Annotated in this window: 22 protein-coding genes and 1 riboswitch; of the genes, 11 read left to right on the forward strand and 11 right to left on the reverse strand. The window is 66.9% G+C overall.

Annotation, left to right across the window (positions count from 1 at the left end; all coding sequences use genetic code 11):
• Positions 1-4 precede the first annotated feature (4 nt).
• The 6 genes from thiC to QX048_RS10515 all read right to left on the reverse strand — a co-directional run bounded on the left by thiC (position 5) and on the right by QX048_RS10515 (position 5,882).
• Positions 5-1,906 (reverse strand): phosphomethylpyrimidine synthase ThiC, encoded by a 1,902-nt coding sequence (thiC, locus tag QX048_RS10490; RefSeq protein ID WP_315827109.1) that lies wholly within the window; start codon positions 1,904-1,906, stop codon positions 5-7.
• 324 nt (positions 1,907-2,230) lie between these two features.
• The gene (locus QX048_RS10495; protein ID WP_315827108.1) at positions 2,231-2,839 is read right to left on the reverse strand and encodes a thiamine phosphate synthase; all 609 of its coding nucleotides are present in this window, start codon (positions 2,837-2,839) and stop codon (positions 2,231-2,233) included.
• Complete coding sequence (locus QX048_RS10500; RefSeq protein ID WP_315827107.1) at positions 2,826-3,608, reverse strand: thiazole synthase; 783 nt, start codon at positions 3,606-3,608, stop codon at positions 2,826-2,828. The genes QX048_RS10495 and QX048_RS10500 overlap by 14 nt, the downstream gene beginning before the upstream one ends.
• 103 nt (positions 3,609-3,711) lie before the next feature.
• On the reverse strand, positions 3,712-3,909 hold the full coding sequence (thiS, locus tag QX048_RS10505; RefSeq protein ID WP_315750253.1) for a sulfur carrier protein ThiS: 198 nt from the start codon (positions 3,907-3,909) through the stop codon (positions 3,712-3,714).
• On the reverse strand, positions 3,900-4,913 hold the full coding sequence (locus QX048_RS10510) for an FAD-dependent oxidoreductase (protein ID WP_315717817.1): 1,014 nt from the start codon (positions 4,911-4,913) through the stop codon (positions 3,900-3,902). The genes thiS and QX048_RS10510 overlap by 10 nt, the downstream gene beginning before the upstream one ends.
• A riboswitch (TPP riboswitch) is annotated at positions 4,901-5,011 on the reverse strand. It overlaps the preceding gene by 13 nt.
• A gap of 79 nt (positions 5,012-5,090) precedes the next feature.
• Complete coding sequence (locus QX048_RS10515) at positions 5,091-5,882, reverse strand: lytic transglycosylase domain-containing protein (RefSeq protein WP_315827106.1); 792 nt, start codon at positions 5,880-5,882, stop codon at positions 5,091-5,093.
• Between the two features lie 214 nt (positions 5,883-6,096).
• Here QX048_RS10515 and QX048_RS10520 point away from each other — a divergent pair, with 214 nt between their 5' ends.
• The 3 genes from QX048_RS10520 to QX048_RS10530 all read left to right on the forward strand — a co-directional run bounded on the left by QX048_RS10520 (position 6,097) and on the right by QX048_RS10530 (position 8,990).
• Complete coding sequence (locus tag QX048_RS10520) at positions 6,097-7,611, forward strand: hypothetical protein (protein ID WP_315827105.1); 1,515 nt, start codon at positions 6,097-6,099, stop codon at positions 7,609-7,611.
• Positions 7,612-7,733: 122 nt separating this feature from the next.
• Positions 7,734-8,000, forward strand: coding sequence for a hypothetical protein (locus QX048_RS10525; RefSeq protein WP_315717814.1), 267 nt, complete (start codon positions 7,734-7,736; stop codon positions 7,998-8,000).
• 459 nt (positions 8,001-8,459) lie between these two features.
• The gene (locus QX048_RS10530; RefSeq protein ID WP_315717813.1) at positions 8,460-8,990 is read left to right on the forward strand and encodes a PRC-barrel domain-containing protein; all 531 of its coding nucleotides are present in this window, start codon (positions 8,460-8,462) and stop codon (positions 8,988-8,990) included.
• 68 nt (positions 8,991-9,058) lie between these two features.
• Here the strand turns inward: QX048_RS10530 and QX048_RS10535 are convergent, their stop codons facing one another.
• From QX048_RS10535 to QX048_RS10550, 4 genes are all read right to left on the reverse strand, one after another.
• Entirely contained in the window at positions 9,059-10,471 is a 1,413-nt protein-coding gene (locus QX048_RS10535; RefSeq protein ID WP_315717812.1) for an ATP-binding protein, read from the reverse strand.
• 24 nt (positions 10,472-10,495) lie between these two features.
• Entirely contained in the window at positions 10,496-11,236 is a 741-nt protein-coding gene (locus tag QX048_RS10540) for a response regulator (RefSeq protein ID WP_315717811.1), read from the reverse strand.
• A gap of 319 nt (positions 11,237-11,555) precedes the next feature.
• On the reverse strand, positions 11,556-13,193 hold the full coding sequence (locus QX048_RS10545) for a DUF4403 family protein (protein ID WP_315827104.1): 1,638 nt from the start codon (positions 13,191-13,193) through the stop codon (positions 11,556-11,558).
• A gap of 253 nt (positions 13,194-13,446) precedes the next feature.
• Positions 13,447-14,145 carry a L,D-transpeptidase gene (locus QX048_RS10550; RefSeq protein WP_315827103.1) on the reverse strand — a complete coding sequence of 233 codons (699 nt, stop codon included), beginning with the start codon at positions 14,143-14,145 and terminating at the stop codon, positions 13,447-13,449.
• 357 nt (positions 14,146-14,502) lie between these two features.
• Between QX048_RS10550 and QX048_RS10555 the strand changes: the two genes are divergently transcribed.
• The 3 genes from QX048_RS10555 (at position 14,503) to QX048_RS10565 (ending at position 17,077) form a co-directional block, all read left to right on the forward strand.
• The gene (locus QX048_RS10555; protein ID WP_315827102.1) at positions 14,503-15,558 is read left to right on the forward strand and encodes a glycosyltransferase family 1 protein; all 1,056 of its coding nucleotides are present in this window, start codon (positions 14,503-14,505) and stop codon (positions 15,556-15,558) included.
• A 51-nt stretch (positions 15,559-15,609) separates the two neighbouring features.
• The gene (locus QX048_RS10560; protein WP_315717807.1) at positions 15,610-16,299 is read left to right on the forward strand and encodes a class I SAM-dependent methyltransferase; all 690 of its coding nucleotides are present in this window, start codon (positions 15,610-15,612) and stop codon (positions 16,297-16,299) included.
• 145 nt (positions 16,300-16,444) lie between these two features.
• The gene (locus tag QX048_RS10565) at positions 16,445-17,077 is read left to right on the forward strand and encodes a hypothetical protein (protein ID WP_315717806.1); all 633 of its coding nucleotides are present in this window, start codon (positions 16,445-16,447) and stop codon (positions 17,075-17,077) included.
• Between the two features lie 291 nt (positions 17,078-17,368).
• Here the strand turns inward: QX048_RS10565 and QX048_RS10570 are convergent, their stop codons facing one another.
• A complete protein-coding gene (locus QX048_RS10570) occupies positions 17,369-19,033 on the reverse strand; it encodes an aminotransferase class III-fold pyridoxal phosphate-dependent enzyme (protein WP_409999249.1) in 1,665 nt (554 codons plus the stop codon).
• A 35-nt stretch (positions 19,034-19,068) separates the two neighbouring features.
• Between QX048_RS10570 and asd the strand changes: the two genes are divergently transcribed.
• From asd to QX048_RS10595, 5 genes are all read left to right on the forward strand, one after another.
• Positions 19,069-19,944, forward strand: coding sequence for an archaetidylserine decarboxylase (gene asd / locus QX048_RS10575; RefSeq protein WP_315827101.1), 876 nt, complete (start codon positions 19,069-19,071; stop codon positions 19,942-19,944).
• 115 nt (positions 19,945-20,059) lie between these two features.
• Entirely contained in the window at positions 20,060-21,055 is a 996-nt protein-coding gene (locus QX048_RS10580; RefSeq protein WP_315827100.1) for an NUDIX domain-containing protein, read from the forward strand.
• Positions 21,056-21,208: 153 nt separating this feature from the next.
• Positions 21,209-21,724: a (2Fe-2S)-binding protein gene (locus QX048_RS10585; RefSeq protein ID WP_315827099.1), complete on the forward strand. Its 516-nt coding sequence runs from the start codon at positions 21,209-21,211 to the stop codon at positions 21,722-21,724.
• A complete protein-coding gene (locus QX048_RS10590; protein WP_316200714.1) occupies positions 21,721-22,737 on the forward strand; it encodes a xanthine dehydrogenase family protein subunit M in 1,017 nt (338 codons plus the stop codon). Before QX048_RS10585 ends, QX048_RS10590 begins: the two co-directional genes overlap by 4 nt.
• A 4-nt stretch (positions 22,738-22,741) precedes the next feature.
• Positions 22,742-24,946 (forward strand): xanthine dehydrogenase family protein molybdopterin-binding subunit, encoded by a 2,205-nt coding sequence (locus QX048_RS10595; RefSeq protein WP_315827097.1) that lies wholly within the window; start codon positions 22,742-22,744, stop codon positions 24,944-24,946.
• Positions 24,947-24,975: the final 29 nt, after the last annotated feature.

Below are 24,975 nucleotides of genomic sequence, written 5' to 3' on the forward strand. Positions count from 1 at the left end.
GGCTTCAGGACAACGCCTTGTTGCTCTCCTTCACCTTCTCCGCATCCAGATACACGCTGCCGCCCATTTCCTTGAACTTGGCGCTCATCTGGGCCATGCCGTCCTCGATCGTGCCGCTGATGGTCATGCCGACCGTCGCCGGGTCGTTCAGCGTGGCGGCGTAGTCGCGGACGTCCTGGGTGATCTTCATCGAGCAGAACTTCGGGCCGCACATCGAGCAGAAATGCGCGACCTTGTGGGCTTCCTTCGGCAGGGTCTCGTCGTGGAAGCTCTTGGCGGTGTCCGGGTCGAGGCCGAGGTTGAACTGGTCGGTCCAGCGGAACTCGAAGCGGGCGCGGGAGAGGGCGTCGTCGCGCAGTTGCGCGGCGGGGTGGCCCTTGGCGAGATCGGCGGCGTGGGCGGCGATCTTGTAGGTGATGACGCCGGTCTTGACGTCGTTGCGATCCGGCAGGCCCAGATGCTCCTTCGGCGTCACGTAGCACAGCATGGCGCAGCCGAACCAGCCGATCATGGCGGCGCCGATGCCCGAGGTGATGTGGTCGTAGCCCGGCGCGATGTCGGTGGTCAGCGGCCCGAGCGTATAGAACGGCGCCTCGCCGCACTCCTTGAGCTGCTTGTCCATGTTGATCTTGATCTTGTGCATCGGCACGTGGCCGGGGCCCTCGATCATGACCTGGCAGCCCTTGTCCCACGCGATCTTGGTGAGCTCGCCAAGTGTTTCGAGCTCGGCGAACTGGGCGCGGTCGTTGGCATCCGCGATCGAGCCGGGGCGCAGGCCGTCGCCGAGCGAGAACGAGACGTCATACTTGCGCATGATGTCGCAGATCTCCTCGAAATGCGTGTAGAGGAAGCTCTCCTTGTGATGCGCGAGGCACCACTTCGCCATGATCGAGCCGCCGCGCGAGACGATGCCGGTGACGCGGTTCGCGGTGAGGTGGATGTAGGCGAGACGCACGCCGGCGTGGATGGTGAAGTAGTCGACGCCCTGCTCGCACTGCTCGATCAGGGTGTCCTTGTAGAGCTCCCAGGTCAGCGCGACCGGGTCGCCGTTGCACTTCTCCAGCGCCTGGTAGATCGGCACGGTGCCGATCGGCACCGGCGAGTTGCGCAGGATCCATTCGCGGGTGGTGTGGATGTTGCGGCCCGTCGAGAGATCCATCACGGTGTCGGCGCCCCAGCGGATCGCCCACACCATCTTGTCCACTTCCTCTTCAACGGAGGATGTCACCGCCGAGTTGCCGATATTGGCGTTGATCTTGGTCAGGAAGTTGCGGCCGATGATCATCGGCTCCAACTCGGCATGGTTGATGTTGCAGGGAATGATGGCGCGGCCACGCGCGATCTCGTCGCGCACGAACTCCGGGGTGATGAAGGCGGGCACGGATGCGCCAAAACTCTCGCCGTCGGCAAGCGCAGCTTCGGCGCGCTCGAGCTGGGTCTTGCGGCCGAGATTCTCGCGCGCGGCGACGTAGATCATCTCCTTGGTGACGATGCCGGCGCGGGCGAATTCGAGCTGGGTGATCTTGTGGCCGTCGAGGCCGCGCAGCGGCTTGTGATGCGCGGTGAACGACTTTGCGGCCTTGTCGGCGCCGACATTGCCGTTGTCCTCGGGCTTGATGTCGCGGCCTTCGTACTCCTCGACGCCGCCACGCTCGCGCACCCAGGCGGTGCGGGCGCGCGACAGGCCGGCGTTGACGTCGATCGTCACGGTCGGATCGGTGTAGGGACCGGAGGTGTCGTAGACCGGCAGGTTCGGCTCGGAGGCCGCTTCCGAGAGGATGATCTCGCGCAGCGGCACGCGCAGGTCGGGCGCGGAGTCCGGCGTTGCGTAGATCTTGCGCGAGGACGGCAGCGGGCCGGTGGTGACGGCGGGCAGGGTGGTGTCGGGATTGGAGCGGATGTTCATGGGATCCTCCTTCTCAATTGTTGTTGTTCCGGCCAAAGCGCCCGGCGTTCAGAGGCGATGTGTTGGCGGGAGGTCTTGCGGCGAGTGCAGTGCGCCCCCCTCCCCCTTGCGGGGAGGGGTTGGGGGTGGGGGTGCCCGGAATGCGATGCTGATGAGTGGGCGATTCCTTAGAGCTGCAGCGTGCCGGACGTGACGTCACATGGAGAGCTGTGCGCGTGGACCCCCACCCCCGACCCCTCCCCGCAAGGGGGAGGGGGGCACACCGCGTTCGCGGAGGTGATCTCCTGCAACAATTCTCAGACGCATTCGCAAAATCCGCGCGCATCATGCCGGCTCCCTGGTCGCATCGAGCCACGCGCGGACGCGGGCGTCGGGATCGGGGTTCTGGGTGACGTCGCTGACGACGGCGATAGAGTCGGCGCCGGCGGCGAAGATCTCCGCGGCCTGCTCCAGCTTGATGCCGCCGATCGCGACCAGCGGGATGGTGCCGACACGCTTCTTCCACTCGCCGATCTTCGCGATGCCCTGCGGGGCGAAGCGCATCGCCTTCAGCGTCGTCGGGAAGATCGGCCCCAACGCGACATAGTCGGGCTTGGCGGCGAGCGCGGTCTCCAGCTCGGCATCGTCATGCGTCGAGAGGCCGAGCGTCAGGCCGGCCTCCTTGATCGCGGCGACGTCGGCGTCGGCGAGGTCCTCCTGGCCGAGATGGAGGTGCTGCGCGCCGGCAACGATCGCGGCGCGCCAGTAGTCGTTGACGATCAGCTTCGTCGCCGTGCCCTTGGTGATCGCCAGCGCGTCGGTGACGATCTGCAGCGCCTCGCCGTCGTTGAGGTCCTTCGCGCGCAGCTGCACGGTGCCGACGCCGAGCCTGGTCAGGCGCTCGACCCAGGCGAGGCTGTCGACGACGGGATAGAAGCGATCAGGATACGGCATGCCAGAACGGTGTCCCAACGACAGGGGTGGAGGGCGAGGCGAAATCGCGGGCGTCCATCAGCCCGGCCTCGTAGGCGGTGCGGCCGGCTTCGACCCCGAGCCGGAAGGCGCGCGCCATCGCCACCGGGTCGGCAGCCTTGGCGATCGCGGTGTTGAGCAGCACGGCGTCGTAGCCGAGCTCGAGTGCTTCCGCCGCGTGGCTCGGCGCGCCCAGGCCGGCGTCGACCACCAGGGTGATATCGGGCATGCGGTCGCGCAGCAGCTTCAGCGCGTCGCGGTTGATGATGCCCTTGGCCGAGCCGATCGGCGCCGCCCAGGGCATCACGACCTTGCAGCCGGCATCGACCAGCCGCATCGCGACCGTGAGATCCTCGGTGCAGTAGGGGAACACCTCGAAACCGTCCTTGATCAGGATATCAGCGGCTTCGACGAGACCAACCACGTCGGGCTGCAGGGTGTCGTTGTCGCCGATCACTTCGAGCTTGATCCAGCTCGTGCCGAACAATTCGCGCGCGAGCTTCGCCGTCGTCACCGCCTCGCGCACGCTGCGGCAGCCGGCGGTGTTCGGCAGCACGGTGACATCGAGCGCGTTGATCAGCTTCCAGAACGCATCGCCGGTCTTTCCGCCGGCGGCCTCGCGCCGCAGCGACACGGTGACGATCTGCGCGCCCGAGGCGCGGATCGCGTCCTGCATGATCGCAGGCGAGGGGTAGAGCGCGGTGCCGATCAGCAGGCGGGAGGCGAAAGTCTTGTCGTAGAAGGTGGGCATCAATGGTCTCCGTCATGTCGGACGGTGGTCGCCGCAACGAAGCCTGTCATCCCCGCGAAAGCCGGCGATGACAGTGGTGGTTGTGGCGCGAGCTCCATGAGCATCACCCTCCCTGCCGGGGGGTGATGATCTCGATCTCGTCGCCGGTCTTGAGCTGCGTCTCGGCCCAGCGACTCTTCGGCACCACGTCGTAGTTCAGCGCGATCGCGAAATGGGTGCCTTCGTAGTCGAGCTCGGAGAGCAGCGCGGCGACGCTGGTCGCGCTGATGTCGCGGGCCTCGCCATTGACGGTCACGCGCATCGCATCACCTCGTTGTCGATCTGGCCGTGCGCGAGATAGTTCAAGGTCGCCTGCGCCAGCGCCGGCGCGATCAGGAAGCCGTGGCGGTAGAGGCCGTTGACGCGGATCTCGCGCTCGCCCTTGATGGTGATGCGCGGCAGATTGTCGGGATAGGCCGGCCTGAGCCCCGAGCCGAATTCGAGGATGCGCGCCTCGCCGAACGCCGGATGCACCGAGTAGGCGGCACCGAGCAATTCCAGCGCCGAGCGCAGGCTGACGCCGGTGTCCTCGGCCTCGAGCGAGGTCGCCCCGAGCATGAACAGGTTGTCCTCGCGCGGGATCAGATAGAGCGGGAAGCGCGGATGCATCAGCCGCACGGGCCGCGCGAGCTGCACCTCGGCGGTCTCGATCAGGATCATCTCGCCCTTGACGCCGCGCAGCTCGGGCTCGGCGTCGCGCGCCTCCAGCCCGCGGCAGTCGATCACGAGGCCGTCGAGATCGTCAGCCGTGACGTCGCTGTTGAACAGCACGCGGCCGCCAGCCTCGACGATGCGCTGATGCAGCTTCGGCAGCACGCGGCGTGGCTCGACATGGCCCTCGGTCGGATAGAACAGGCCCTCGCGGAAGCGGCCCTCCAGCGACGGCTCCAACGCCGCAAGCTGCTGCGCGTCGAGCCGCTGATAGCCGGAGGTGCGGCGGGCGAAGCGGTCGTAGTCGGCGCGGTCGCGGGCATGCGCGATCACCAGCGAACCGTTGAACGGCGTGTCCGGCAGCTCGCGCCGCCAGATGTCGAGCGAGGCGAGCCCGAGCCGGCTGATGATCGGCTCGGCGACCTCGCTCTCGCAATAGGGCGCCAGCATGCCGCCGGCCCAATGGCTGGTGGAGAGCATCAGATCGGCGTCGCTGCGCTCGTGCAGCGTGACCTCGCGGCCCGCGCGCGCGAGCAGCAAGGCTTGCCAGGCACCCGCGATGCCCGCACCGATGATGGAAACGGGGACATCCCCGCGCGTGGTTGTCTGCTGCATCCCTGTCCCTTCGCCGGCATGACCCGGATCAGGTTCAAAGGGTCACCGCATCACGCTGCGGTATCTCAGCTCCCCTCGGAGCTCCCCTCGGAACGCACTTAAAATAGACCGATATCCCCCCGTGTCAACGGAGTGTCACGGAAAGACAAAGCCGGTGTCCCTTGGAACCAATGGCGATCAGTGCGCCCGCGCGTGGCGGCCGGTTGCAATCTTCGGGGTGATGTCGAGCGGGCCGCTCGTCCGCTCGGAGCGGCCGGCGGGCCGCGCGTCGGCCAGGCGCTGCCGCTTGGCCTCCTCGTAGTAGCCCCTGGCGAAGTAGAGCACGGCGCGGTCGTGATCGCCGCGGGCGGCACGATAGGCGCCGGCGAGATAGCGCACGCCATAGGTGAGATTGGTGTTCGGATCGTGCAGGCCCTGTGCGTCGCCGGTGTAGCCCAGGCCGCGCGCGGTGCCGAGCTTGATCTGCATCAGGCCGATGCAGCCGCAGCGGCCGACCAGGTCCTTCTGGTATTTGCTCTCGCGCACGATGACGCGGTGGATCAGCGATTCCGGAATGTTGTTGGCGGCGGCGTGCACCGCCACCAGCGCGTCGATGTGCGGATGGCCGGTGTCGATGTGGCGCGGCTTGGCCTCGGCCGCCCCGCGCTCGGCCTCGCGGGGCTCGGCCGCAGCGGCCGGGATGGCATCGGTGTCGGCGGGGGCTGAGGCATTGGCGTCCATCGGCGGCGAGGTGTCAGCGCTGCTGACCGCCTCGATCGCCTCGACCTCGCGCGCGGCCTTCGTCACCGCGCTGCGTGCCGCCAGCTCCCTGGTTCCGTCAGAGCGGACATGGGCGAGCTTGACCTTGCCGGCCTTCGGTTTGGCCGCACTGTCCGATGCGGTGCTCGCATCATCGGCAGCCATTGCAGGCGGCACGGGACCAGCCATCGCGAAGCCTGCAATGCAGGCCGTCAGCACAAGACGTCTCATGTGTCAGGATCCCCCGGGAACCACACGCATGCCGAGTAGCCCCCCAGCACGCGCTTTACACTTTGCACACCGTAATTGGCGCGAACGCCGGGCGATAATGTGGCAAGAATGGGGCGGTGACTCCGGGCGAGTGCGGATGCTCCGGCGGTTTACCGCGAATTATGCCGTTCATGCTTGGCTGGCGGCGCAATTTTGCGAACGGGGCCCTGCCGCGATGACGCTGTCCGTCACCCACACCGAAGCGACCGCCGGGCGCGCGCAGGCGCTGCTGCCACTATGGGTCGGCGCCGGCGTCTATGCGCTGCTGCTGATCTCCGGCAACCGGCTGCTCAACGATCCCGACACGCTGTGGCAGATCACGGTGGGGCAGTGGATCGTCGACCACCGTGCGGTCCCCGAGGTCGACGTCTATTCCTTCACCATGCGCGGCGCGCCTTGGATCTCCACGCAGTGGCTGGCGCAGGTCGCCTATGCGGCCGCTTACACGTTCGCCGGCTGGGCCGGGCCGGTGGTGCTGGCGGCCTCGGCGACCGCGCTGTCCTTCGCGCTGTTCGCGCGCGCCCTCGGCCGGCATCTGCGCGACGCCACGACATTGGTGTTCGTGGTCGCGGCGTTCCTGCTCTGCCTGCCGCATCTGCTGGCGCGGCCGCATGTGCTGGCGTTTCCGATCCTGGTCGCCTGGATCGCCGGACTTGTCGATGCGGCCGATCGCAGGGCCGCGCCGCCATGGCAGCTGGTGCCGCTGATCGCGCTGTGGGCCAATCTGCATGGCGGATTCGTGTTCGGCCTGTTCTTCATCGCGCCCGCCGCGCTCGACGCGCTGGTGAATGCCGATCGCTCGGTCCGCGCCGGCCTGGCGCTGCGCTGGGCCGGGTTTGCCGCGCTCGCGCTGGCGGCGAGCTGCTGCACGCCCTATGGCTGGAATGCGCTGCTGGCGTCGCAGAAGATCCTCTCGCTGGGCCAGGCGCTGCCGTTGATCGTGGAATGGAAGGCGACCGACTTCCAGGGGCTCGGTCCGTTCGAGATCTGCCTGCTGATCGCCATCGGGGTCGCGCTGTTCCATGGTCTCAGGCTGCCTCCGGTGCGGATCCTGATGCTGCTCGGCCTGCTGCACATGGCGCTGGCGCAGGCGCGCGCGGCGGAGATCCTGGCGTTGGTCGGTCCGCTGGTGCTCGCCGCACCGCTGGCGCGGCAGGCGGGCGCGTCGCCCGTGCTGCCGCCGGGGCGCGCGTCGGGAGCGGCGCTGACGGCGGCAGTGATGCTCGCGCTCGGCGCCGGCACGGTCGCCTCGGCTTCGATCCTGAACTACACGCCAAACATGCGCGGCACCCCGGTCGCGGCCGTGACCGAGCTGAAGAAGCTCAACCTCACGCGGGTTCTCAATGACTATGATTTCGGCGGCTACCTGATCTCAGCCGGTGTCGCGCCGTTCATCGACGGCCGCACCGAGCTCTATGGCGAAAAGTTCTTCGTCGATCACAACGCCGCGTCCGGCCTGATGGAGCCGGACAATCTGTTCCGCCTGCTCAAGGACTACGACATCGAGGCGACCCTGCTGCGCACGCAGAGTGCTGCGACCAAGCTGCTCGATCACGTCGACGGCTGGCAGAAGGTTTATGCCGACGACATCGCCACCATCCATCTGCGCAAGGCGGATGCCCGTCATGTCGCGGAACCGGCGGTCTCTCCGGCGGCAATTGAATCAAACGCGTTGATCCCATCTCCGTGAGGTCGGATGTCGCGCGGCATCCCGGCGCGTGCAAAACAACCGCCGCGCGGCTAAGATCAGGGCCGTCAGTTCGACAGCATGCCTGACTCATTCAAGAAGACTGAACAGAGAGGGAGCGCGTCATGGCCGTGAAGGCAGCCGACGATCATTCACCCAGCATCGACCATTCATTCGATATCGACGCGATGCCATCCACGGTTCGCGTCGTGGATCTGCCGCGCAACAATCCCTGCGCCCAATGTGGCGAGGCGATCGCATTGCCGTCCTGGGTCGAAAAGGATGGCCGCCGCACCGCCTATCTCTGGCACTGCCGCCTCTGCGACTATCGCTACGAAACCATCGCCTTCTATGCCGAGTCCGTCGACGAGAACGGCGCGATGGCGGCGTAGGCTCGATTGACTATCGCGGGACGTTGCAGCGCTGACGGTCGGCTCCCTCTCCCCGTTCTTACGGGGGCGCGACGAGCTTCGCTCGCGCTGAGAGGGTTGGGGGGAGGGCAGACCCACGAGAAGCGCCGATGGGGAGATCTGTACCCTCTTACCCGGATCGCAACTGGCGATGCAATCCGACCCACCCCGCAGGCGGGGGAGAGGTGAAACCGAGCTAGCAGCAATAGGCTTACCCAGCTCCAGCCAATGTAGACCTGTTAGTCGGGCTCCCGTGCTAGGCGCGGCGGTGCGGCTTGGCGATGTGAGCGACGTCACCCGGATCCCCCGAACGTCACAAAGTGACACTGCCGCGGCGCACTGAGGCTGCTTGTCGCGCAGCATGACGAAATCGTGGTTCCCGCGGAACGCCGACTGTCCATTGCCGTTCTCTCGTCACCATCCACCTAGAGGAGACACCACATGATGATGAAGACTGTTGCGGCCGGCCTCGCCGGTTCCCTGCTGCTCGCGACCGCCGCCTTTGCTGCGGAGAGCACCACCACCACAACCAACACCACGATCAAGAGCGACACCACCGTCGCGTCCTATCAGGGCGACTGGCGCAGCTCCAAGCTCGTCGGCGTGAAGGTCTACAACAACAACAACGAGAATGTCGGCTCGATCGACGATCTGCTGATCGACAAGAGCGGCGCAGTCAAGGGCGTCGTGATCGGCGTCGGCGGCTTCCTCGGCATGGGTGAGCACCTCGTCGCTGTCTCGTTCGACCAGATCAAGTTCTCGGACCAGCCGGTTCAGGCCAACACCGCCTCCAACGCTCCGGCCTCGGGCAAGGCGACCACGCCGCCGGCCACGACGACCGGCGCCGCCACCGGCACTTCGTCATCCTCGTCGATGAGCTCCTCGAAGAATCGCTGGTATCCCGACCATGCGATGATCAACGCCACCAAGGACCAGCTGAAGTCGATGCCCGAGTTCAAGTACTCAGAGTAAACGGCGTCACTGACGTCTAGCTGACTGCCCAAGCGGCGCGCCCGGATCCGTCCGGGCGCGTTCGCGCGTCATGCTGCGGGGCGCAAGGTGGTCTGGCCGAGCGGCAGCTCGATGCGGGCGATCAGTCCGCGTGGCTTGCGATCGTGCAATGACAGCTCGCCGCCATGCGCCTGGACGATCGCCTTCGCGATCGAGAGGCCCAGGCCGAACCCGGTGGCCTCGTCCATGTTGCGGGCATCGTCGCCGCGCACGAAGGGCTCCAGCATGTCGGGCTTGCGCGCATCGGCGATCCCGGGTCCATCATCCTCCACGTCGATCGTCAGGCACTTCCCCGACGCCACCAGTCTGATGACGGTTTCCTTGCCGTACTTCACGGCGTTCTCGACCAGGTTGGTGACCGAACGCATCAGGTCGTCGGGACGCACCGTCGCCATCGCGTGCGCCGGGCCGATATAGGTGACGCTGTGGCCGACATCGGCGAATTGGTCGGCGACGAGCTGCAGGATGCTCGCGATATCGACCAGCGTCATCGGCTCGAGCTTGCGGCCGTTGCGCAGGAATGACAGCACCGAGCCCAGCATCGCATGCATCTGATCGAGATCGGCCAGCATGCGATTGCGCTGCAGCTCGTCCTCGACGAACTCACAGCGCAGCCGCATGCGGGTCAGCGGTGTCCGCAGATCGTGGCTGATGGCCGCCAGCATCTTGGTCCGGTCGTTCATCAGCGCCGTGATGCGTTGGCGCATACGGTTCAGGGCGCGCGCCAGCGACCGGATCTCTTCCGGTCCGCGCTCGGGCAGGGCAGTGGCATCGCCATCGAGGCTGAAGCTCTCGGCAGCCTTGGCGAAGCTCGACAGCGGTGAGGTCAGCGCGCGGGCCGCCCACAGGCCGAGCAGTGTCGTGCTGATCAGCGCGAACATGATCGTCGTCAGCCATGGGGCGCCCCAGAACGGTGGCCGGTGCGGCCGGTCGGCCATTCGAGCCGAAACCATGTTGCCATCGGGCAGAGCGAAGATGACGGTGCGCGTCTGGGAGCCGGGCGGCGGCATGAAGACGCGATAGCCTGGGCCAAGGCCACGAAAGCCGCCTGGACCGTGAGGCCGTCCGTCGGCGAGCTCCGGAGGGGCCGGCCGTCGCTCGTCGCCACCGGTCCCGGCCTCGACGTCGGGGCCGGCCGGCTCGCGCCGGCGGCCGGAAGCACCCGGCAGAGGCCCCACGTGAGGCTTAAGCTCGAACTCAGGATAGGCGCGGGCAATGTCGGAGATCAGTCGAGGCCGTTCGGCAGCGGGCGCGCGTCCAAGAATGCGGATGGCGGTCGCGAGCTGAAGTGGCCCGACTTCGTTTTCGGGGTCGGGCTGCTCGGCGCGATAGATCAGGAACGTCGCCGTGATGATGGCATGGAGCGCCACGATCGAAATGGCGACCAGCGCCGTGATCTGGCCGCGGATTCCCTTGAGGTTGAGAAAGCCGAACGACATCATGACATCGCCATTCGATCGGGCCGGTCAATGGCTTTGCGGGCCAGTCACCACCTCGACGACGGGTGTGAACATGTAGCCGCCGGAGCGCACGGTCTTGATCATGGTGGCCTCCTGCGGGTCCGGCTCGATCTTGCGGCGGATGCGGCTGACCAGCACGTCGATCGAGCGCTCGAACGAGCCGGCGCTGCGGCCCTGCGTCAGGTCGAGCAGGCTGTCGCGCGACAGCACGCGGCCCGGCCGCTCGCAGAAGGTGCGGAGCAGATCGAACTCGGCGCTCGTCATCGCGACGCGTGCGCCTTCGGGATTGCGTAGTTCGCGCAGCCGGAAGTCGATCGTCCAGCCGAGGAAGCTCAGCGCCGTCGCGCCTTCGGTTGCGCTCGCCGTCATCGCGGCCGCCTGCCGGCGCAGCACCGCGTTGATGCGGGCGAGCAGCTCGCGCGGATTGAACGGCTTTGGCAGATAGTCGTCGGCGCCCATCTCCAGTCCGAGGATGCGGTCGACGTCCTCGCCGCGCGCGGTGAGCATGATGATCGGCACCTGCGATTCCGCGCGCAGCTTGCGGCACAAGGTCAGGCCGTCCTCGCCGGGCAGCATGACGTCGAGGATCAGGAGATCGACACGGTGGTCGCCCATGATGCGGGTCATCTCGCGGCCGTCGGTCGCGGTGGTCACGTTGCAGGCATTGTTGCGCAGATATTTCGCGATCAGCGTCCGCGTCTCGCGGTCGTCCTCGACGACAAGAATGTGTGGTTGTGTCTGGGCCATACCGACAAGTGACCTAGAATCGCGGCGTTTTGCGAAGAATTTTGTTACGGAATGTTTCCTACGACGGGCGCGCGGAAAGGGCCCGACAACGTCTCTCTGCGCCGTGTTGCGGAATTCGTGAGGGCGCGTCAAGCCTCGCGAAACGTATGGCCTCGGGGCCGCCGCACGCTCGCGCGATGCGGCTGCATCCGGCTACCGGAAACGGCGCGGACATTCGTGAGTGTCGCCAGACCAGGTCAGGCCCGATTGAATCATTGCCGGTCGTTGCACGGTCCGCAAACGCGTGCAGCGACGGGATGCGACGTTCCGAAACGGCCCGTCACAGTCCTGGCAATGTATTGACTCGAACCGACATCGTGCCCTCCGCCGAGGCGATCACGCGCAGCACGGTGGCGTCGAAGGCGATGTCGGTCAAAGCGAGGTTGTTGATGTCGGTGTCGACGCGGATGCCGTTCTCGTTCTTCTGCAGTTCGGCGACCGCGGTCGCGATCTTGTCGCGGACATTGTCGGCGAACGGCTTGAGATCGACCACCGACCGCTCTAGCAGCGCGCGTTGCAGATGTGGCACCACGGCGCGCGCGGCGGCGCCGAGCAGGCCGAACGCCGCGTCGGATTCGACGGCGAGCTGCAGGTCGGACAGCCGCAGGATCTGCTGCGCCTGATCGACCATCGGCCGTCCCCAGATGTGCACCGTCGCGTCGGCGCCGAGGCCGAAGAAGCTCTCCTTCTCTTTTCCCTTCACCTGCAGCGAGATCAGCAGCCGGTTGCCCGAGGGCACGACGGTCGCATGCTTCACCGTGACCGTGACCGGGCCGGAGCCGTCCTCGGGGAACGTCCGCCCGGCGAGCTGCGAGTCGACGAGCTTGCTGAGCTCGGTGAATGGGACATCGATCGGAACCGCGACGTTGACGGTGCCCGCGGTGGGCGGAACGATCGTGATCTTGTCCGGGAACGGGCACTCCGGCTTGGTCTCGGCCGCCGTGACCCGGGTCTCCGCCTCGATCCCCATGGTGACGCTGACGACGTTCGCATCGATCGCGGGCTGCGCGGCCAGCGCCCGTGTCGGCTTGATCTCGAGCCAGACGGCGGGCAGTCCCGGCGTGGTGCCCTGAAGCGGCACCGAGCGGCAGGCGCGGGCCCACTGCGCCTGCGCCACGCGCCGCATGGTCGGGTCCTTGCGCAGCCTCTCGCTGAGCGCGTTGAGCTGGTCGTTGACGGTCTTGTCGATGACCGGTTTCATCTGCGCGGGCACGTTGACGCGGGCGCCGGCGACGGTCAGCGCGGTGTCGCCGAGATTGACCTGGGCGGTGAAGTTCGGCTCGACATACCAGGAGGCGGCCAGCCGTGGCCGCATCGCGATCAGGACGTTGCCCTTGATGTCGGCGGTGGCGTTCAGGTTCTTGATGTTGATGCCGCCAATCTGCTTGGCGGCATCCGCGCCGAGCAGGCCGCCGATGGCGTCGCCGAGCGCGCCGGTCGCTTTGGCGGACAGCGATCCGGTGACGTTCAGCCGGCCCGAGAGCGGCGTCGCCAGCGACAAAGTGTCCTGGGTGCCGGTGGCGGCGATGGCGCCGCGGGTGACCGTCCAGCCGATGTCGGCATTCTGCAGGATCTGGTTGACGGGGTTGTCGGCCTTGCCGGAGAAATTACGCGGCGTGGCCTTTTCGGCGGCGTCACGAATCGCGCCGAGCGAGATCGAGACCGGCGTCATGATGATCGAGTTGCGCGTGGCCGGCGGCAGCGGCGGCAGTTGGGTCAGCTGCGGCGCCGGCGTGCTGCCCGAGAACAGAAACACCTCCACGATGATGATGCCGATCAGCACGACGGCGGCAAGGCCGGCGGTGCCGATCAGGATCAGCCGCAGCCGGGGCGGCGAGCGCCGCGGCGGCGGCTGCGTTTTCGGGGCGAGCGGATGCGGCCTGCTCTGCCAATCCGGTCGCGGTGTCGGAAGGTTCATGTCGGATCCACGGACTCCAACTGCCGCGCCGGCCCATGCCGGAAGCGGCGAGATCGCGGTTAATACAAGATTGCCGAGCTTACAGGGCCGGACGGAGGCGCGCCAGGGCAGCCCGTGACGCGGACCATCATCAATCGGCCGTGATGGTGAACGGCGGCATGCGCGCAAAGAAATGACCGCCGCGGCTTTCGGGCCTCGGCGGTCCAGTCAGGGAGGATCCGGGAGAAGGAACGAGCGGTGCGGCCCGCGCAGCTCAGCGGGTCATGCGGCCGAGATCGGCGCGGCGCTCCATCGGCAGCACGATCACCTTGGCGCCGACGCTGACGCGGGCATAGAGGTCGATCACGTCCTGATTGGTCAGGCGGATGCAGCCCGACGACACATGCGTGCCGATCGTCTCGGGCGCGTTGGTGCCGTGAATGCGGTAGACGGTGCCGCCGAGATACATCGCGCGGGCGCCGAGCGGATTGCCGGGACCGCCGGCCATGTGACGCGGCAGATAAGGCTGGCGCGCGATCATCTCCGGCGGCGGCGTCCAGTCCGGCCATTCCGCCTTCCTGGTCACCGACTGCACGCCGGACCAGGTAAAGCCGTCGCGGCCCACGCCGATGCCGTAGCGCATCGCCTGGCCGCTGCCGAGCACGTAGTACAAATACTTGTTTGGTGTGTCGATGATGATCGTGCCGGGCGCTTCGCGGGTGGCGTAGCTCACGACCTGGCGGCGCAGGCGCGCGGGCATCTCATAAGCGGTCGCCTCGTCCTCGCGCGGCGTGATCAGTTGCGGCGTTGTTGCCGGCGGCTCGTAGGTCGCCATCGGCGGCGGCAGCAGGAAAGGGAACGGGAGCGGGGCCGGAGGCGCGGCTCGCGTCGGCGTTGCCGCAGCGAACGTACCGACGATCAGCGCAGCAAACAGGATGCGGGATCGCGAACCGACTGTGCCTGACGTGAACATGGACGTCCCCTCGTTTGATCGCTTGGTGCGCGCCGTGCTTGTCTCGACCGGCGTCGTCAAAATCAGTTGCCTGTCATCATTCCCTGCGGCGCATTGACCCGCGCCCGATGCTGCAACTCATAGGGGAGAAAAGTTTCGTTGCGTTTGCGCGCTGCGCGCAAAAAGGTTTCGTCGGCTTAACCGTTTGTTTCATGACGGTTTCACGACAGCAGCCGCGCGGGACAGCCACAGATCGCGGGGAAAACAGCAGTTGGCGGGCAAAAAGACCCTTCGACAGTTCGATGACGTCACACGCCTGAAATAACAATGTCGGAATTTGCGGCTGTTCAGAATCGCTGCAACTTTCCGGATCGCCTTATGCGGATCTTAATCGCAACCGACGCCTGGCACCCGCAGGTCAACGGCGTAGTGCGCACGCTCACCTCGCTGGCTCGCGCGGCCGCCGGCCTCGGCGCTGACATCACCTTCCTCACGCCGGAAGGCTTTCCGTCGTTCGGCGTGCCGACCTATCCGGGCCTGCGGCTCGCCATGACCAACGGCCGCGAGATCGCCCGGCGCATCGAGGCGGCGGCGCCGGATGCGATCCACATTGCCACCGAAGGCACGGTCGGCTGGGCGGTGCGCCGCTACTGCCTGCGCCATGGCCTGCCGTTCACGACGTCCTACACGACGCGCTTTCCGGAGTACGTCGCTGTGCGCACCGGCATTCCCGATGCCGTCGGCTATTGGGTGATGCGCCGCTTCCACGACGCCGCCGCGATGACCATGGTCGCGACAAATTCGCTGAAGCAGGACCTCGCGTCGCGCGGCTTCAAGCGGCTCGGCTTCTGGACCCGGGGCGTCGATACGAAGCTGTTCAATCCGGACGCGCCGGTCGCGCTGGATCTGCCGCGTCCTGTGTTCATGACCGTCGGCCGCGTCGCGGTCGAGAAGAACCTGGAAGCCTTCCTGGCGCTCGACCTGCCGGGCTCGAAGGTGGTGATCGGTAACGGCCCGCAGAAGGCGGAGCTCGAGCGTCGCTTCCCGGCGGCGCATTTCCTCGGCGAGAAGACCGGCAACGATCTGACCGCGCACATGGCGGCCGCCGACGTCTTCGTGTTTCCGAGCCTGACCGATACGTTCGGCGTCGTGCAGCTGGAGTCGCTGGCCTGCGGCACGCCGGTCGCGGCCTTCCCCGTCACCGGTCCGCTCGACGTCATCGCCGATCATCCGATCGGGGCGATCGACTGGGACCTGCGCGCCGCCTGCCTGAAGGCGCTGACGATGTCGCGCGAGACCTGCCGGGCATTTGCGCTCGACCGCTCCTGGGAGAACAGCGCGCGCCAGTTCATCGGCAATCTCGCCGTGCTGCAGCCGTCCCGCGTCGTGCGTCCGACACCGGTGCTGGCCGGTCAGAGCGCCGTGCGCGGCTGACGGCGAACTTTGCGTCACTCCATCAATTCCAAACCCAAGTGAGATGTAACGATGGCAGAAACCATGAAGCTCGGCGGCGCGCGGGAGCTCGACTTCGATCGCGAGCAGGTCGAGCAGGCCTATGACCGCTGGGCACCGATCTACGACCTCGTGTTCGGCGGCGTGTTCGAGAAGGGCCGCAAGGCCGCGATATCAGCCACGAACAAGCTCGGCGGGCGCGTGCTCGAGGTCGGCGTCGGCACCGGCATCTCGCTGCCGCTCTATGCGCCGCATGTCCGCGTGTTCGGCACCGACATCTCCGAGGCGATGCTCGGCAAGGCGATGCGGCGCGTCGCCGACCAGCGGCTGAAGAACGTCGAGGGTCTCGCGGTGATGGACGCCGAGCAGCTCGACTTTCCCGACGATTCGTTCGACGTCGTTATGGCGCAATATGTCGTCACCGCGGTGCCGAACCCGGAGGTCGCGCTGGACGAGTTCGCGCGCGTGCTGCGCCCGGGCGGCGAACTGATCATCCTGACCCGCGTCAGCGCCGATGACGGCCTGCGCCGGGTGATCGAGCAGGCGCTGCAGCCGGTGGTGCGCCGGCTCGGTTTCCGTACCGCCGAGTTCGGCTGGTCGCGCTACCTGCGCTGGCTCGCCGGCGCCGAGCGCATGGAGCTGGTCGAGCGCCGCCTGATCCCGCCGCTCGGCCATTTCTCGCTGGTCCGCTTCCGCAAGCTGGAGCGTGCCGCCGCGGCCTGAAGCCGCGGCCGCCCTCTACCGCCTCCGCGACGTTCTACGTAGTCCGAAACGTTTCGCTGCGTCCGATCGCATGACATCTTGATGATGTCATGCGATCTACACCGAATCCCTGTACAAGACCTGCAACTCATTCTTCGGAGCAACCATGATCAAGCATTTCCTGGAGCAGCTGCGGATCCAGCGCTGGGACGACCATCGCTACTATCATCACAGCCGTATCAACCAGAGCCTCCACTTCGTCAGCGCGCTCAGCTTCATGATCGCCTATGTGATGATGGTGTTCGACCCGCTGGTCTCGGCGCTGATCGGCTGGCTGGTGTCGATGACCTCGCGCCAGGCGGGCCATTTCTTCTTCGAGCCGAAGGGCTACGACCACGTCAACCAGGCGACGCACGAGCACAAGGAAGAGATCAAGGTCGGCTACAATCTGCAGCGCAAGGTCGTGCTGATGTCGATCTGGGCCGCGGCCCCCGTGGTGCTCTATCTGCAGCCGACCCTGTTCGGCCTGCTGCCGCCCTGGACCTCGGCGATGGAATTCGTGCGCGAGACCGCCAAGCTGTGGCTCGTGATCGGTATCGGCGGCCTGCTGTTCCGCACCATTCATTTGTTCTTCATCCGTGACGTCGAGACCGGGCTGGTCTGGATGACCAAGATCATCACCGACCCGTTCAACGATTTCATGCAGTACCGCGCGGCTCCGCTGGCGCTGCTGCGTGGCGAGCTGATCGACCCCGGCCTGCACCTGATGAACGAAGGCCTCGAAGAGCAGCACGCCTGAGCCGGCTTGAAGCCCAGAGTAAAGCGATGCCCGGGCCGGTCCCGGGCATCGGTGTTTGTGGGGGGCTGTGAGGTGAAATCGAGCGAGCTTGCAGCCATGCGGCACGTGCCACCTTCCCCTGGAGGGGGAGGGGGAGGGTCGACGCGTGCGAAGCGCGCGTCGGGGTGGGGTGATCTCTCCACTTGCTCACCCGCACCTCATGTGCGGACAGGCCGTCACCCCACCCCGGCGCGCATTTCGCTCCGCTCATGCGAGCCGACCCTCCCCCTTCAGGGGAGGGTGGTTGCGCCGTCAGCGCCCGAATGCGGCGCCGAGCATCTCTTTCAGAATCTGGCGCTTGATCGCCTTGTTGGTGAGCGTGCCGTCGTTCCACCACCAGCCGTCCTGCTTCATCTTCTCGGCCGCCGAGACGAAGCGCTTCGTCACCTCGGCAAAATCGGCGTCGGTGTAGTTCAGGCTGAAGATCAAGCGGCCGGTGCCGACCCAGCTCAGCGCCAGGCCCTCGGCACGCAGGTAGTATTGCAGCATCCAATTGTAGCGCGACGGCACGGTGTATTCGACCAGCCAGATCGAATGCATATTGGAGACGCGCACCGGCAGGTCGTGCTCGGCCAGCGCGGCGTTGAGCTGCGCGGCGCGGCCATTCCAGGTTTCATCCAGGCCGTCGTAGATGGCGCGGAGGTTCGGGCTGTCGAGCCGGCTCAGGAACTCGTCCATCGCCGCCATCACATAAGGATGCGAGTTGAAGGTGCCGCGGGCGAAGCAGATGTCGGCCGGGCGGTCGTCGCGGAAGCGGCGCATCAGCTCGCGCTTGCCGCAGACGACGCCGATCGGCAGGCCGCCGCCGAGGCTCTTGCCGTAGGTCACCATGTCGGCCTTGACGCCGAAATACTCCTGGGCGCCGCCCGGCGCGAGCCGGAAGCCGAGGAACACCTCGTCGAACAGCAGCACGATGCCGCGTTCCGTGCAGACCTCGCGCAGCTGCTTCAGCCAGGCGGTGTAGGCTTCGCGGTCGTAGCGACCCTTGCGCGAGGAATCGACCAGCGCCGAGTCGCCGGGCGCATTGCCGTTCGGATGCAGCGCCTGCAGCGGATTGACCAGCACGCAGGCGATGTCGCGCCGCGTGCGCAGGACGTGCAGCGTGCGCTCGGACATCTCGGCCAAGGTGTAGGTCTCGTGCGGCGCGATCGGGTTGCCGACGCCGGGCTGTACGTCGCCCCACCAGCCGTGATAGGCGCCGGCGAAGCGGACCAGATGCGTGCGGCCGGTGTGGTAGCGGGCGAGCCGCACCGCCTGCATCACCGCCTCGGTGCCGGACATGTGGAACGAGACCTCGTCCATGCCGGACAGCTCGGTCAGGCGCTTCACGTTGTCAGCGACGACCGGGTGATAGAGCCCGAGCACCGGGCCGAGCGCGCTCGCGCGCCGCTCGGCAGCCGCGATGCACTCCTTGTAGAAGTCATAGCCGAAGATGTTGACGCCGTAGGAGCCGGTGAGGTCGTAGAACCGGTTGCCGTCGAGATCGGTCAGGGTCACGCCGGAGGAAGCCTGCATGAACGAGCCGGCGCCGAGCTGCTCCTTGACCAGACGGCTGTACTGGAACGGGACCCGGTAGCTCTGGGTGAACTGCAGGTCGGAGATGCGGCTTGCGGCTTCCGCCGTCAGCGCGCGGCTCTTGGCGAACTTCTCCTGGAACAGCGCGCCGAGCCGGAAGAAGCCGTCCTGGCGCTGCGTGGCGATCGCCCGCGGTGCGCCGTCGGACCGGAAGAAGTCGTCGATCTCGAACTCATAGCGCGGGATCAGCCTGGAGATCCGGCGCGACATCTTGGAATGGCCCGCCAGCGAGCGGTGCTTGGCGCGCGACAGTTCGATGCGGGCCTTGACCTTCGGGGCCATGGCGGCCGTCACGGCAGCGCCAACGGCGAGCGATACATAAGGAATCGAGTTTTCCATCATGTCCAAAAGCGCTAACCCCTCCTGCTGACAGATTCATGACAGTCAAAAGCCTGATCGCCTCCGTCACCCAACAGGAAGACCTCAACTTCCTGCTCACCAACCGCGTGCCGCGCGCCGCGCTGACCCGCTTCATGGGCTGGTTCTCCAAGATCGAGAACCCGCTCATCCGGGACGCGTCGATCGCGCTGTGGAAGCTGTTCTCCGACCTCGATCTCTCCGAGGCTAAGGAGAGCCGCTTCAAGAGTCTGCACGCCTGCTTCACGCGCGAGCTGAAGCCCGGCCTGCGGCCGTTCGATCCGGATCCCGCCATCGTCACCAGCCCGTCCGACGGCATCATCGGCGCCCACGGCCTGATCCGCGACGGCGAGCTCTACCAGATCAAGGGCGCGCCTTATTCGCTGCGCGAGCTCGTCGCCGATCCGGCCGTGGTCGAGACCCATCGCAACGGCAGCTTCGTCACCTTGCGTCTGACCTCGAGCATGTATCACCGCTTCCACGCGCCGGCCGACATGACGATCGAGCATGTCAGCCTGATCCATGGCGATGTCTGGAACGTCAATCCGATCGCGCTGAAGCGGGTCGAGGGGCTGTTCTGCAAGAACGAGCGCGCGGTGATCCGCACGCATCTTGCCTCCGGCGAGCCGTTTACGATCGTGCCGGTGGCGGCGATCCTGGTGGCGAGTATCCGGCTGCATGCGCTCGACCGCGTATTGAACGCGCAGACCGAGCGGCCGCTCGCCTACGCCTGTAACAACAATGTGCGCAAGGGGGACGAGCTCGGCTGGTTCGAGCACGGCTCGACCATCATCCTGCTCGCGCCCGGCGACTTCACATTCTGCCGCGATGTGGCGGAAGGCGCCCGTATCCGGGCCGGACAGCCACTGTGGCGCAGGCGCGTCGCCGCCGGATGAATGTCAGGTCCACGCTTGCGGAATCTCGATTTCGGCGTTGCGCAGTCCTATATCGGAGCGTTCAACTGACGAATCAGACCGCGGGAGTTGCGGTCGTTGCGGCTCGGGAGAGGCGATGGCGAGAGCGCCGATCATGGCGGCAGGGGGCATCGTGCTGCGGCGGGAACAGCCGCCGCGCATCGCGGTCGTGCGCCTGCGCAAGCGCGACGAATGGGTGCTGCCGAAGGGCAAGCTCGACGACGGCGAGACGCCGCGCGACGCCGCCAGGCGCGAGGTGCTGGAGGAGACCGGCCACAAGGTCACCGTGCATGAATTCCTCGGCACCCTGGTTTACGATACCGGCACGCGTGCCAAGGTCGTGCACTACTGGCGCATGGAAGCGGCCGGCGAGCCGTCGCAGCCGCTCATGGACGATGTCCGCGCCGTCGACTGGCTGCCGCTCGATGCGGCGGTGGGGCGGCTGTCGCGCGATCATGAGAAGACGTTCCTGGAGACCGTCGGGCCGTACGCGCTCGCAGGCCTGATCCGCAAGACCAAGGCGAAGTCAGCGCCCGAGGTGGCGGCGAAGACCGCCGCTGACAAGAAGCCGGTCGAGAAGGTCGCAGCGGAGACGGCGGCGGTCGCGGCAAAGCCTGCAACCGCCAGGAAGCGCCGCAGCCGGGTCGTGGAGCAGCCCGCCCCAGCGCCGGCTCCGGAGATCGCCGACCTCGCGATCGCCGTGCCGGGCGAGCAGCCCGCCGAAGCCGTGCTCGCGGCTGCGGCGCCCGACCTCGGTCAATCCGAACCGACTGCTTCGGATCCGGCGGCAGTGCCGGTGGAGGCCCACCCGGTCCCGATGGCGGCCGAACCCGCTGCAAGCGAGCGTGAGCCGGCGGACCTCGAGCGTATCGAGGCCGTGGCCGCAGCGATCAAGTCGCTCGTGCCGAGCAAGGCCGCGCCGGATGCCGAAAGCAGCCCGAATAAGGACAGGCCGTCGGACGTGCCGAATGCCGGCGCAGAAGCCGCCGCGCCGCGCGAAGACGTGGCCGCCGCGGATGCGGAGGCGCTGGATGGTGCGCCACGCCGCAGCCTGGCGCAGAAGATGCGGGCGTGGCTCGGCCGCGCCGCCTGAGTCTGGTTGACGAAACGATTGATCGGCAAGCGGTTCTGCCGTGCACATTCTGCGCGTGCCGGCTGAGCAATTCCTGCTGTCCGCTGTTCGAAAATTGCCAAGAACCATTCGCGCCATCGCGGGTTGATGCGGGTCCGTCAACGGAGACCCCGCATGAGCCCGCCGCCACCGCGCCAGAGCGCCGCGTCCACCGCAAAGCCTGCTCCTCTGTCCGTCACGCTTCAGATCAATGGCCAGTCGCACACGCTGTGGGTGGCACCCTGGACCACGCTGCTCGATCTCCTGCGCAATCATCTCGACCTCACCGGCACCAAGAAGGGCTGCGATCACGGTCAATGCGGCGCCTGCACCGTGCTGATCGACGGCCGCCGCGTGCTCTCCTGCCTGACGCTCGCGGTCATGAAAGACGGCGCCGAGATCACGACCATCGAGGGACTCGCCAAGGGTGATGAGCTGCACCCGCTGCAGCAGGCCTTCATCGATCACGACGCCTTCCAATGCGGCTATTGCACGCCGGGCCAGATCTGCTCGGCCGCCGGCCTGATCGCCGAGGGCAGGGCGAAGACGAAGGACGAGATCCGCGAGCTGATGAGCGGCAACATCTGCCGTTGCGGCGCCTATCCGAACATCGTCGGCGCCATCGAGCAGGCGATGGGAGGCAGCCGATGAACAATTTCGACTACGCGCGCGCCAGCGATGTCGCCGAGGCCGTCAGGCTCAAGGCGGCGACGCCGGAGGCCAAGTTCATCGCCGGCGGCACCAACCTGATCGACCTGATGAAGTATCACGTCGAGCAGCCGCGTCAGCTGATCGACATCAGCTACCTGCCGCTGACGAATGTGGAGGAGACGAGCGCCGGCGGCGTCAGGATCGGCGCGCTGGTGCCGAACAGCACGCTCGCCTATCACCCCCTCATCGAGAGCCGCTATCCGCTGCTGGCGAGCGCGATCCTCGCCGGCGCCTCGGCGCAGCTGCGCAACATGGCCTCGACCGGCGGCAATCTGCTGCAGCGGACGCGCTGCGCCTACTTCTATGACGCCGCCACGCCCTGCAACAAGCGCACGCCCGGCGCCGGCTGCTCGGCGGTCGACGGTCTCAACCGCGGCCATGCCATCCTCGGCGCCAGCGCCGATTGCATCGCGACCCACCCCTCCGACATGTGCGTGGCGCTCGCCGCGCTCGACGCCAAGGTGCAGGTCGCGGGCTCCTCGGGCGAGCGCGTCATCGCCCTTGCGGACTTCCATCGGCTGCCCGGCGACCGGCCGGATCTCGACAACACGCTGCGCGTCGACGGGATCATCACCGCGATCGAGCTGCCCCCGCAGGGCTTCGCCGCGAATCACAGCTATCTGAAGATCCGCGATCGCCTGTCCTACGCATTCGCGCTGGTCTCGGTCGCCGCTGCGCTCGAGCTCGACGGCGGCCGCATCGGCGAGGCGCGCCTGGCGCTCGGCGGCGTCGCCCACAAGCCGTGGCGCAATGAGGCGGCCGAAGCCGCGCTGCGCGGGCAGGCGCCGGATCCCCAGGCGTTCGGCCGCGCTGCGAACATCCTGCTGAGCGATGCGAAAGCCGCCACGCACAACGCCTTCAAGATCCCGCTGGCGCGCCGCGCCATTGTGCGCACCCTGACCCAGGCCGCGAACGCAACGCCCCAGATTCAAGCCATCAAGACCATCCGGTGATGTCATGACAGCTCGCATCGGCACAGCCACCTCCCGCATCGACGGCCGCGCCAAGGTCACCGGTGTCGCCAAATATGCCGCCGAGTTCACCGCGCCCGATCTCGCCTTCGGCGTCGTGGTCAATTCCACCATTCCGAAGGGGCGGATCGTGCGCATCGATACCAGCCGCGCCCTGGCTGTCGATGGCGTCCTCGACGTGCTGACCCACGCCAACCGGGTCAGGATGGCGGACAAGGATGACGCCTATCGCGACGAGGTCGCGCCGGAGGACGGCTCGCCCTATCGTCCGCTTTATGACGACCGGGTGCATTTCAACTACCAGCCGGTGGCGCTGGTCGTCGCCGAGGACGAGGACACCGCGCGTTTCGCGGCGACGCTGGTCGCGGTAGAGTATCTGGCCGAGAGCTTCGCGACCGACCTGCATGCGCGGCGCGAGCAGGCTTTCAAGGTCGACAAGCCGCTCAAGCCGCGCGGCGACGCGACAAAGGCGCTTGCCGGCGCAGCCGTGCGTCACGATGCCGACTATGGCGTCCCGATCGAATATCACAACCCGATGGAGCTCTACGCGTCGACGGTGCTCTGGCGCGACGGCGGCAAGCTCGTGGTCTACGACAAGACCCAGGGCGTGCAGAATGTGCAGCGCTACGTCTGCAGCGTGTTCCAGCTGACGGACGACGACGTCCAGGTGATGTCGCCGTTCGTCGGCGGCGCGTTCGGCTCCGGGCTGCGGCCGCAATACCAAGTGGTGCTCGCCGCCATGGCCGCGCTGAAGCTGAAGCGCGCGGTGCGCGTCGTGCTCAGCCGCGCCCAGATGTATGGCCTGTGCTATCGCCCTGCGACGATCGAGCGGCTGGCGCTCGGCGCCCGTGAGGACGGCACGCTGGCGGCGCTGACGCACGAGGCCGTGGCGATGACCTCGCAGCACGAGGCGTTCTCGCGCAACGACATCGGCTGGGGCGATGTGCTCTACACCTCCGCTACTTCGCGCGCGACGCACCGCCTCGCCAAGCTCGACGTGCCGACGCCCGGCGACATGCGCGCGCCCGGCGCCGCCAGTGGCGTCTACGGGCTGGAATGCGCGATGGACGAGCTCGCCGTCGCGCTGAAGATGGATCCTCTCGAATTGCGCCTGCGCTGTTATTCCGATCGGGATCAGGACAAGGATCTGCCGTTCTCCAGCAAGCGGCTGAAGGAGTGCTATCAGCAGGGCGCCGAGGCGTTCGGCTGGTCGAAGCGCAATCCCGAGCCGCGGTCGATGCGTGACGGCCGAGAACTCGTCGGCTGGGGCATGGCGAGCGGCGCCTGGGAGGCACTGCAGATGCCGTTCGCGACGCGGATCGTGATGACGGCGAATGGACATGTCGAGGTGGCGAGCGCGACCTCCGATATCGGCACCGGCACCTACACGATCATGGCGCAGGTCGCCGCCGACATGCTCGGCGTGCCGCTCGACAGCATCAATGTGAAGCTGGGCGACTCCACGCTGCCCAAGGCGCCGGTGGAGGGAGGTTCGTGGACCGCAGCCTCGATCTCGCATGCGATCGTCAACGCGGCCGATGATATCCGGGCGGAGCTGCTGAAGATCGCGCACACCATCCCGGGCTCGCCGTTGCAGGGGCTCACCGCCGACGAAGTGACGCTCGCCGATGGCGCCATCGTCGCCATTTCCGATCGCAGCCGGTCGTTGGCGATGTCGGACGTGATGCGTCACGGTGGCAAGGACCGCATCGAGAAGGAGCGCGGCTCGGATTTCGAGGACGACGACAAGCACGCCCACAACGCCCACTCGGCGGTTTTCGCCGAAGTGAAGGTCGACGAGGAGCTCGGCGTCATCAGAGTGACGCGCATCGTCAATGCCGTCGCCGCCGGGCGCATCCTCAACACCAAGACGGCTTCGAGCCAGATCATGGGCGGGGTCGTCATGGGCATCGGCATGGCGTTGCACGAAGAAGCCCAGATCGACCAGCGGTTCGGGCGCATCATGAACGCCAACATCGCCGAATATCACATGCCGGTGAATGCCGACGTTCACGATATCAAGGTGATCTTCGTCGACGAGGAGGATCGCATCATCAACAAGATGGGCATCAAGGGCGTAGGCGAGATCGGCATCGTCGGCGTCGCCGCGGCGATCGCCAACGCGGTCTATCACGCCACCGGAAGGCGCATACGGGATTTGCCGATCACGCTGGACAAGCTGGTGGGGTGAACCGTCTTCTCTCGGCCATAATGGCGCCG

Origin of the sequence: Bradyrhizobium sp. SZCCHNS30572, assembly GCF_032484415.1 — a bacterium.
In the GTDB taxonomy this organism is placed as follows: Bacteria; Pseudomonadota; Alphaproteobacteria; order Rhizobiales; family Xanthobacteraceae; genus Bradyrhizobium.

Bases quoted from the DNA above. Each gene is read 5' to 3' on its own strand.
- thiC (WP_315827109.1), bottom strand. From the start codon at position 1,906: ATGAACATCCGCTCCAATCCCGACACCACCCTGCCCGCCGTCACCACC.
- QX048_RS10495 (WP_315827108.1), bottom strand. From the start codon at position 2,839: ATGCCGTATCCTGATCGCTTCTATCCCGTCGTCGACAGCCTCGCCTGG.
- QX048_RS10500 (WP_315827107.1), bottom strand. From the start codon at position 3,608: ATGCCCACCTTCTACGACAAGACTTTCGCCTCCCGCCTGCTGATCGGC.
- thiS (WP_315750253.1), bottom strand. From the start codon at position 3,909: ATGCGCGTGACCGTCAATGGCGAGGCCCGCGACATCAGCGCGACCAGC.
- QX048_RS10510 (WP_315717817.1), bottom strand. From the start codon at position 4,913: ATGCAGCAGACAACCACGCGCGGGGATGTCCCCGTTTCCATCATCGGT.
- QX048_RS10515 (WP_315827106.1), bottom strand. From the start codon at position 5,882: ATGAGACGTCTTGTGCTGACGGCCTGCATTGCAGGCTTCGCGATGGCT.
- QX048_RS10520 (WP_315827105.1), top strand. From the start codon at position 6,097: ATGACGCTGTCCGTCACCCACACCGAAGCGACCGCCGGGCGCGCGCAG.
- QX048_RS10525 (WP_315717814.1), top strand. From the start codon at position 7,734: ATGGCCGTGAAGGCAGCCGACGATCATTCACCCAGCATCGACCATTCA.
- QX048_RS10530 (WP_315717813.1), top strand. From the start codon at position 8,460: ATGATGATGAAGACTGTTGCGGCCGGCCTCGCCGGTTCCCTGCTGCTC.
- QX048_RS10535 (WP_315717812.1), bottom strand. From the start codon at position 10,471: ATGATGTCGTTCGGCTTTCTCAACCTCAAGGGAATCCGCGGCCAGATC.
- QX048_RS10540 (WP_315717811.1), bottom strand. From the start codon at position 11,236: ATGGCCCAGACACAACCACACATTCTTGTCGTCGAGGACGACCGCGAG.
- QX048_RS10545 (WP_315827104.1), bottom strand. From the start codon at position 13,193: ATGAACCTTCCGACACCGCGACCGGATTGGCAGAGCAGGCCGCATCCG.
- QX048_RS10550 (WP_315827103.1), bottom strand. From the start codon at position 14,145: ATGTTCACGTCAGGCACAGTCGGTTCGCGATCCCGCATCCTGTTTGCT.
- QX048_RS10555 (WP_315827102.1), top strand. From the start codon at position 14,503: ATGCGGATCTTAATCGCAACCGACGCCTGGCACCCGCAGGTCAACGGC.
- QX048_RS10560 (WP_315717807.1), top strand. From the start codon at position 15,610: ATGGCAGAAACCATGAAGCTCGGCGGCGCGCGGGAGCTCGACTTCGAT.
- QX048_RS10565 (WP_315717806.1), top strand. From the start codon at position 16,445: ATGATCAAGCATTTCCTGGAGCAGCTGCGGATCCAGCGCTGGGACGAC.
- QX048_RS10570 (WP_409999249.1), bottom strand. From the start codon at position 19,033: ATGATGGAAAACTCGATTCCTTATGTATCGCTCGCCGTTGGCGCTGCC.
- asd (WP_315827101.1), top strand. From the start codon at position 19,069: ATGACAGTCAAAAGCCTGATCGCCTCCGTCACCCAACAGGAAGACCTC.
- QX048_RS10580 (WP_315827100.1), top strand. From the start codon at position 20,060: ATGGCGAGAGCGCCGATCATGGCGGCAGGGGGCATCGTGCTGCGGCGG.
- QX048_RS10585 (WP_315827099.1), top strand. From the start codon at position 21,209: ATGAGCCCGCCGCCACCGCGCCAGAGCGCCGCGTCCACCGCAAAGCCT.
- QX048_RS10590 (WP_316200714.1), top strand. From the start codon at position 21,721: ATGAACAATTTCGACTACGCGCGCGCCAGCGATGTCGCCGAGGCCGTC.
- QX048_RS10595 (WP_315827097.1), top strand. From the start codon at position 22,742: ATGACAGCTCGCATCGGCACAGCCACCTCCCGCATCGACGGCCGCGCC.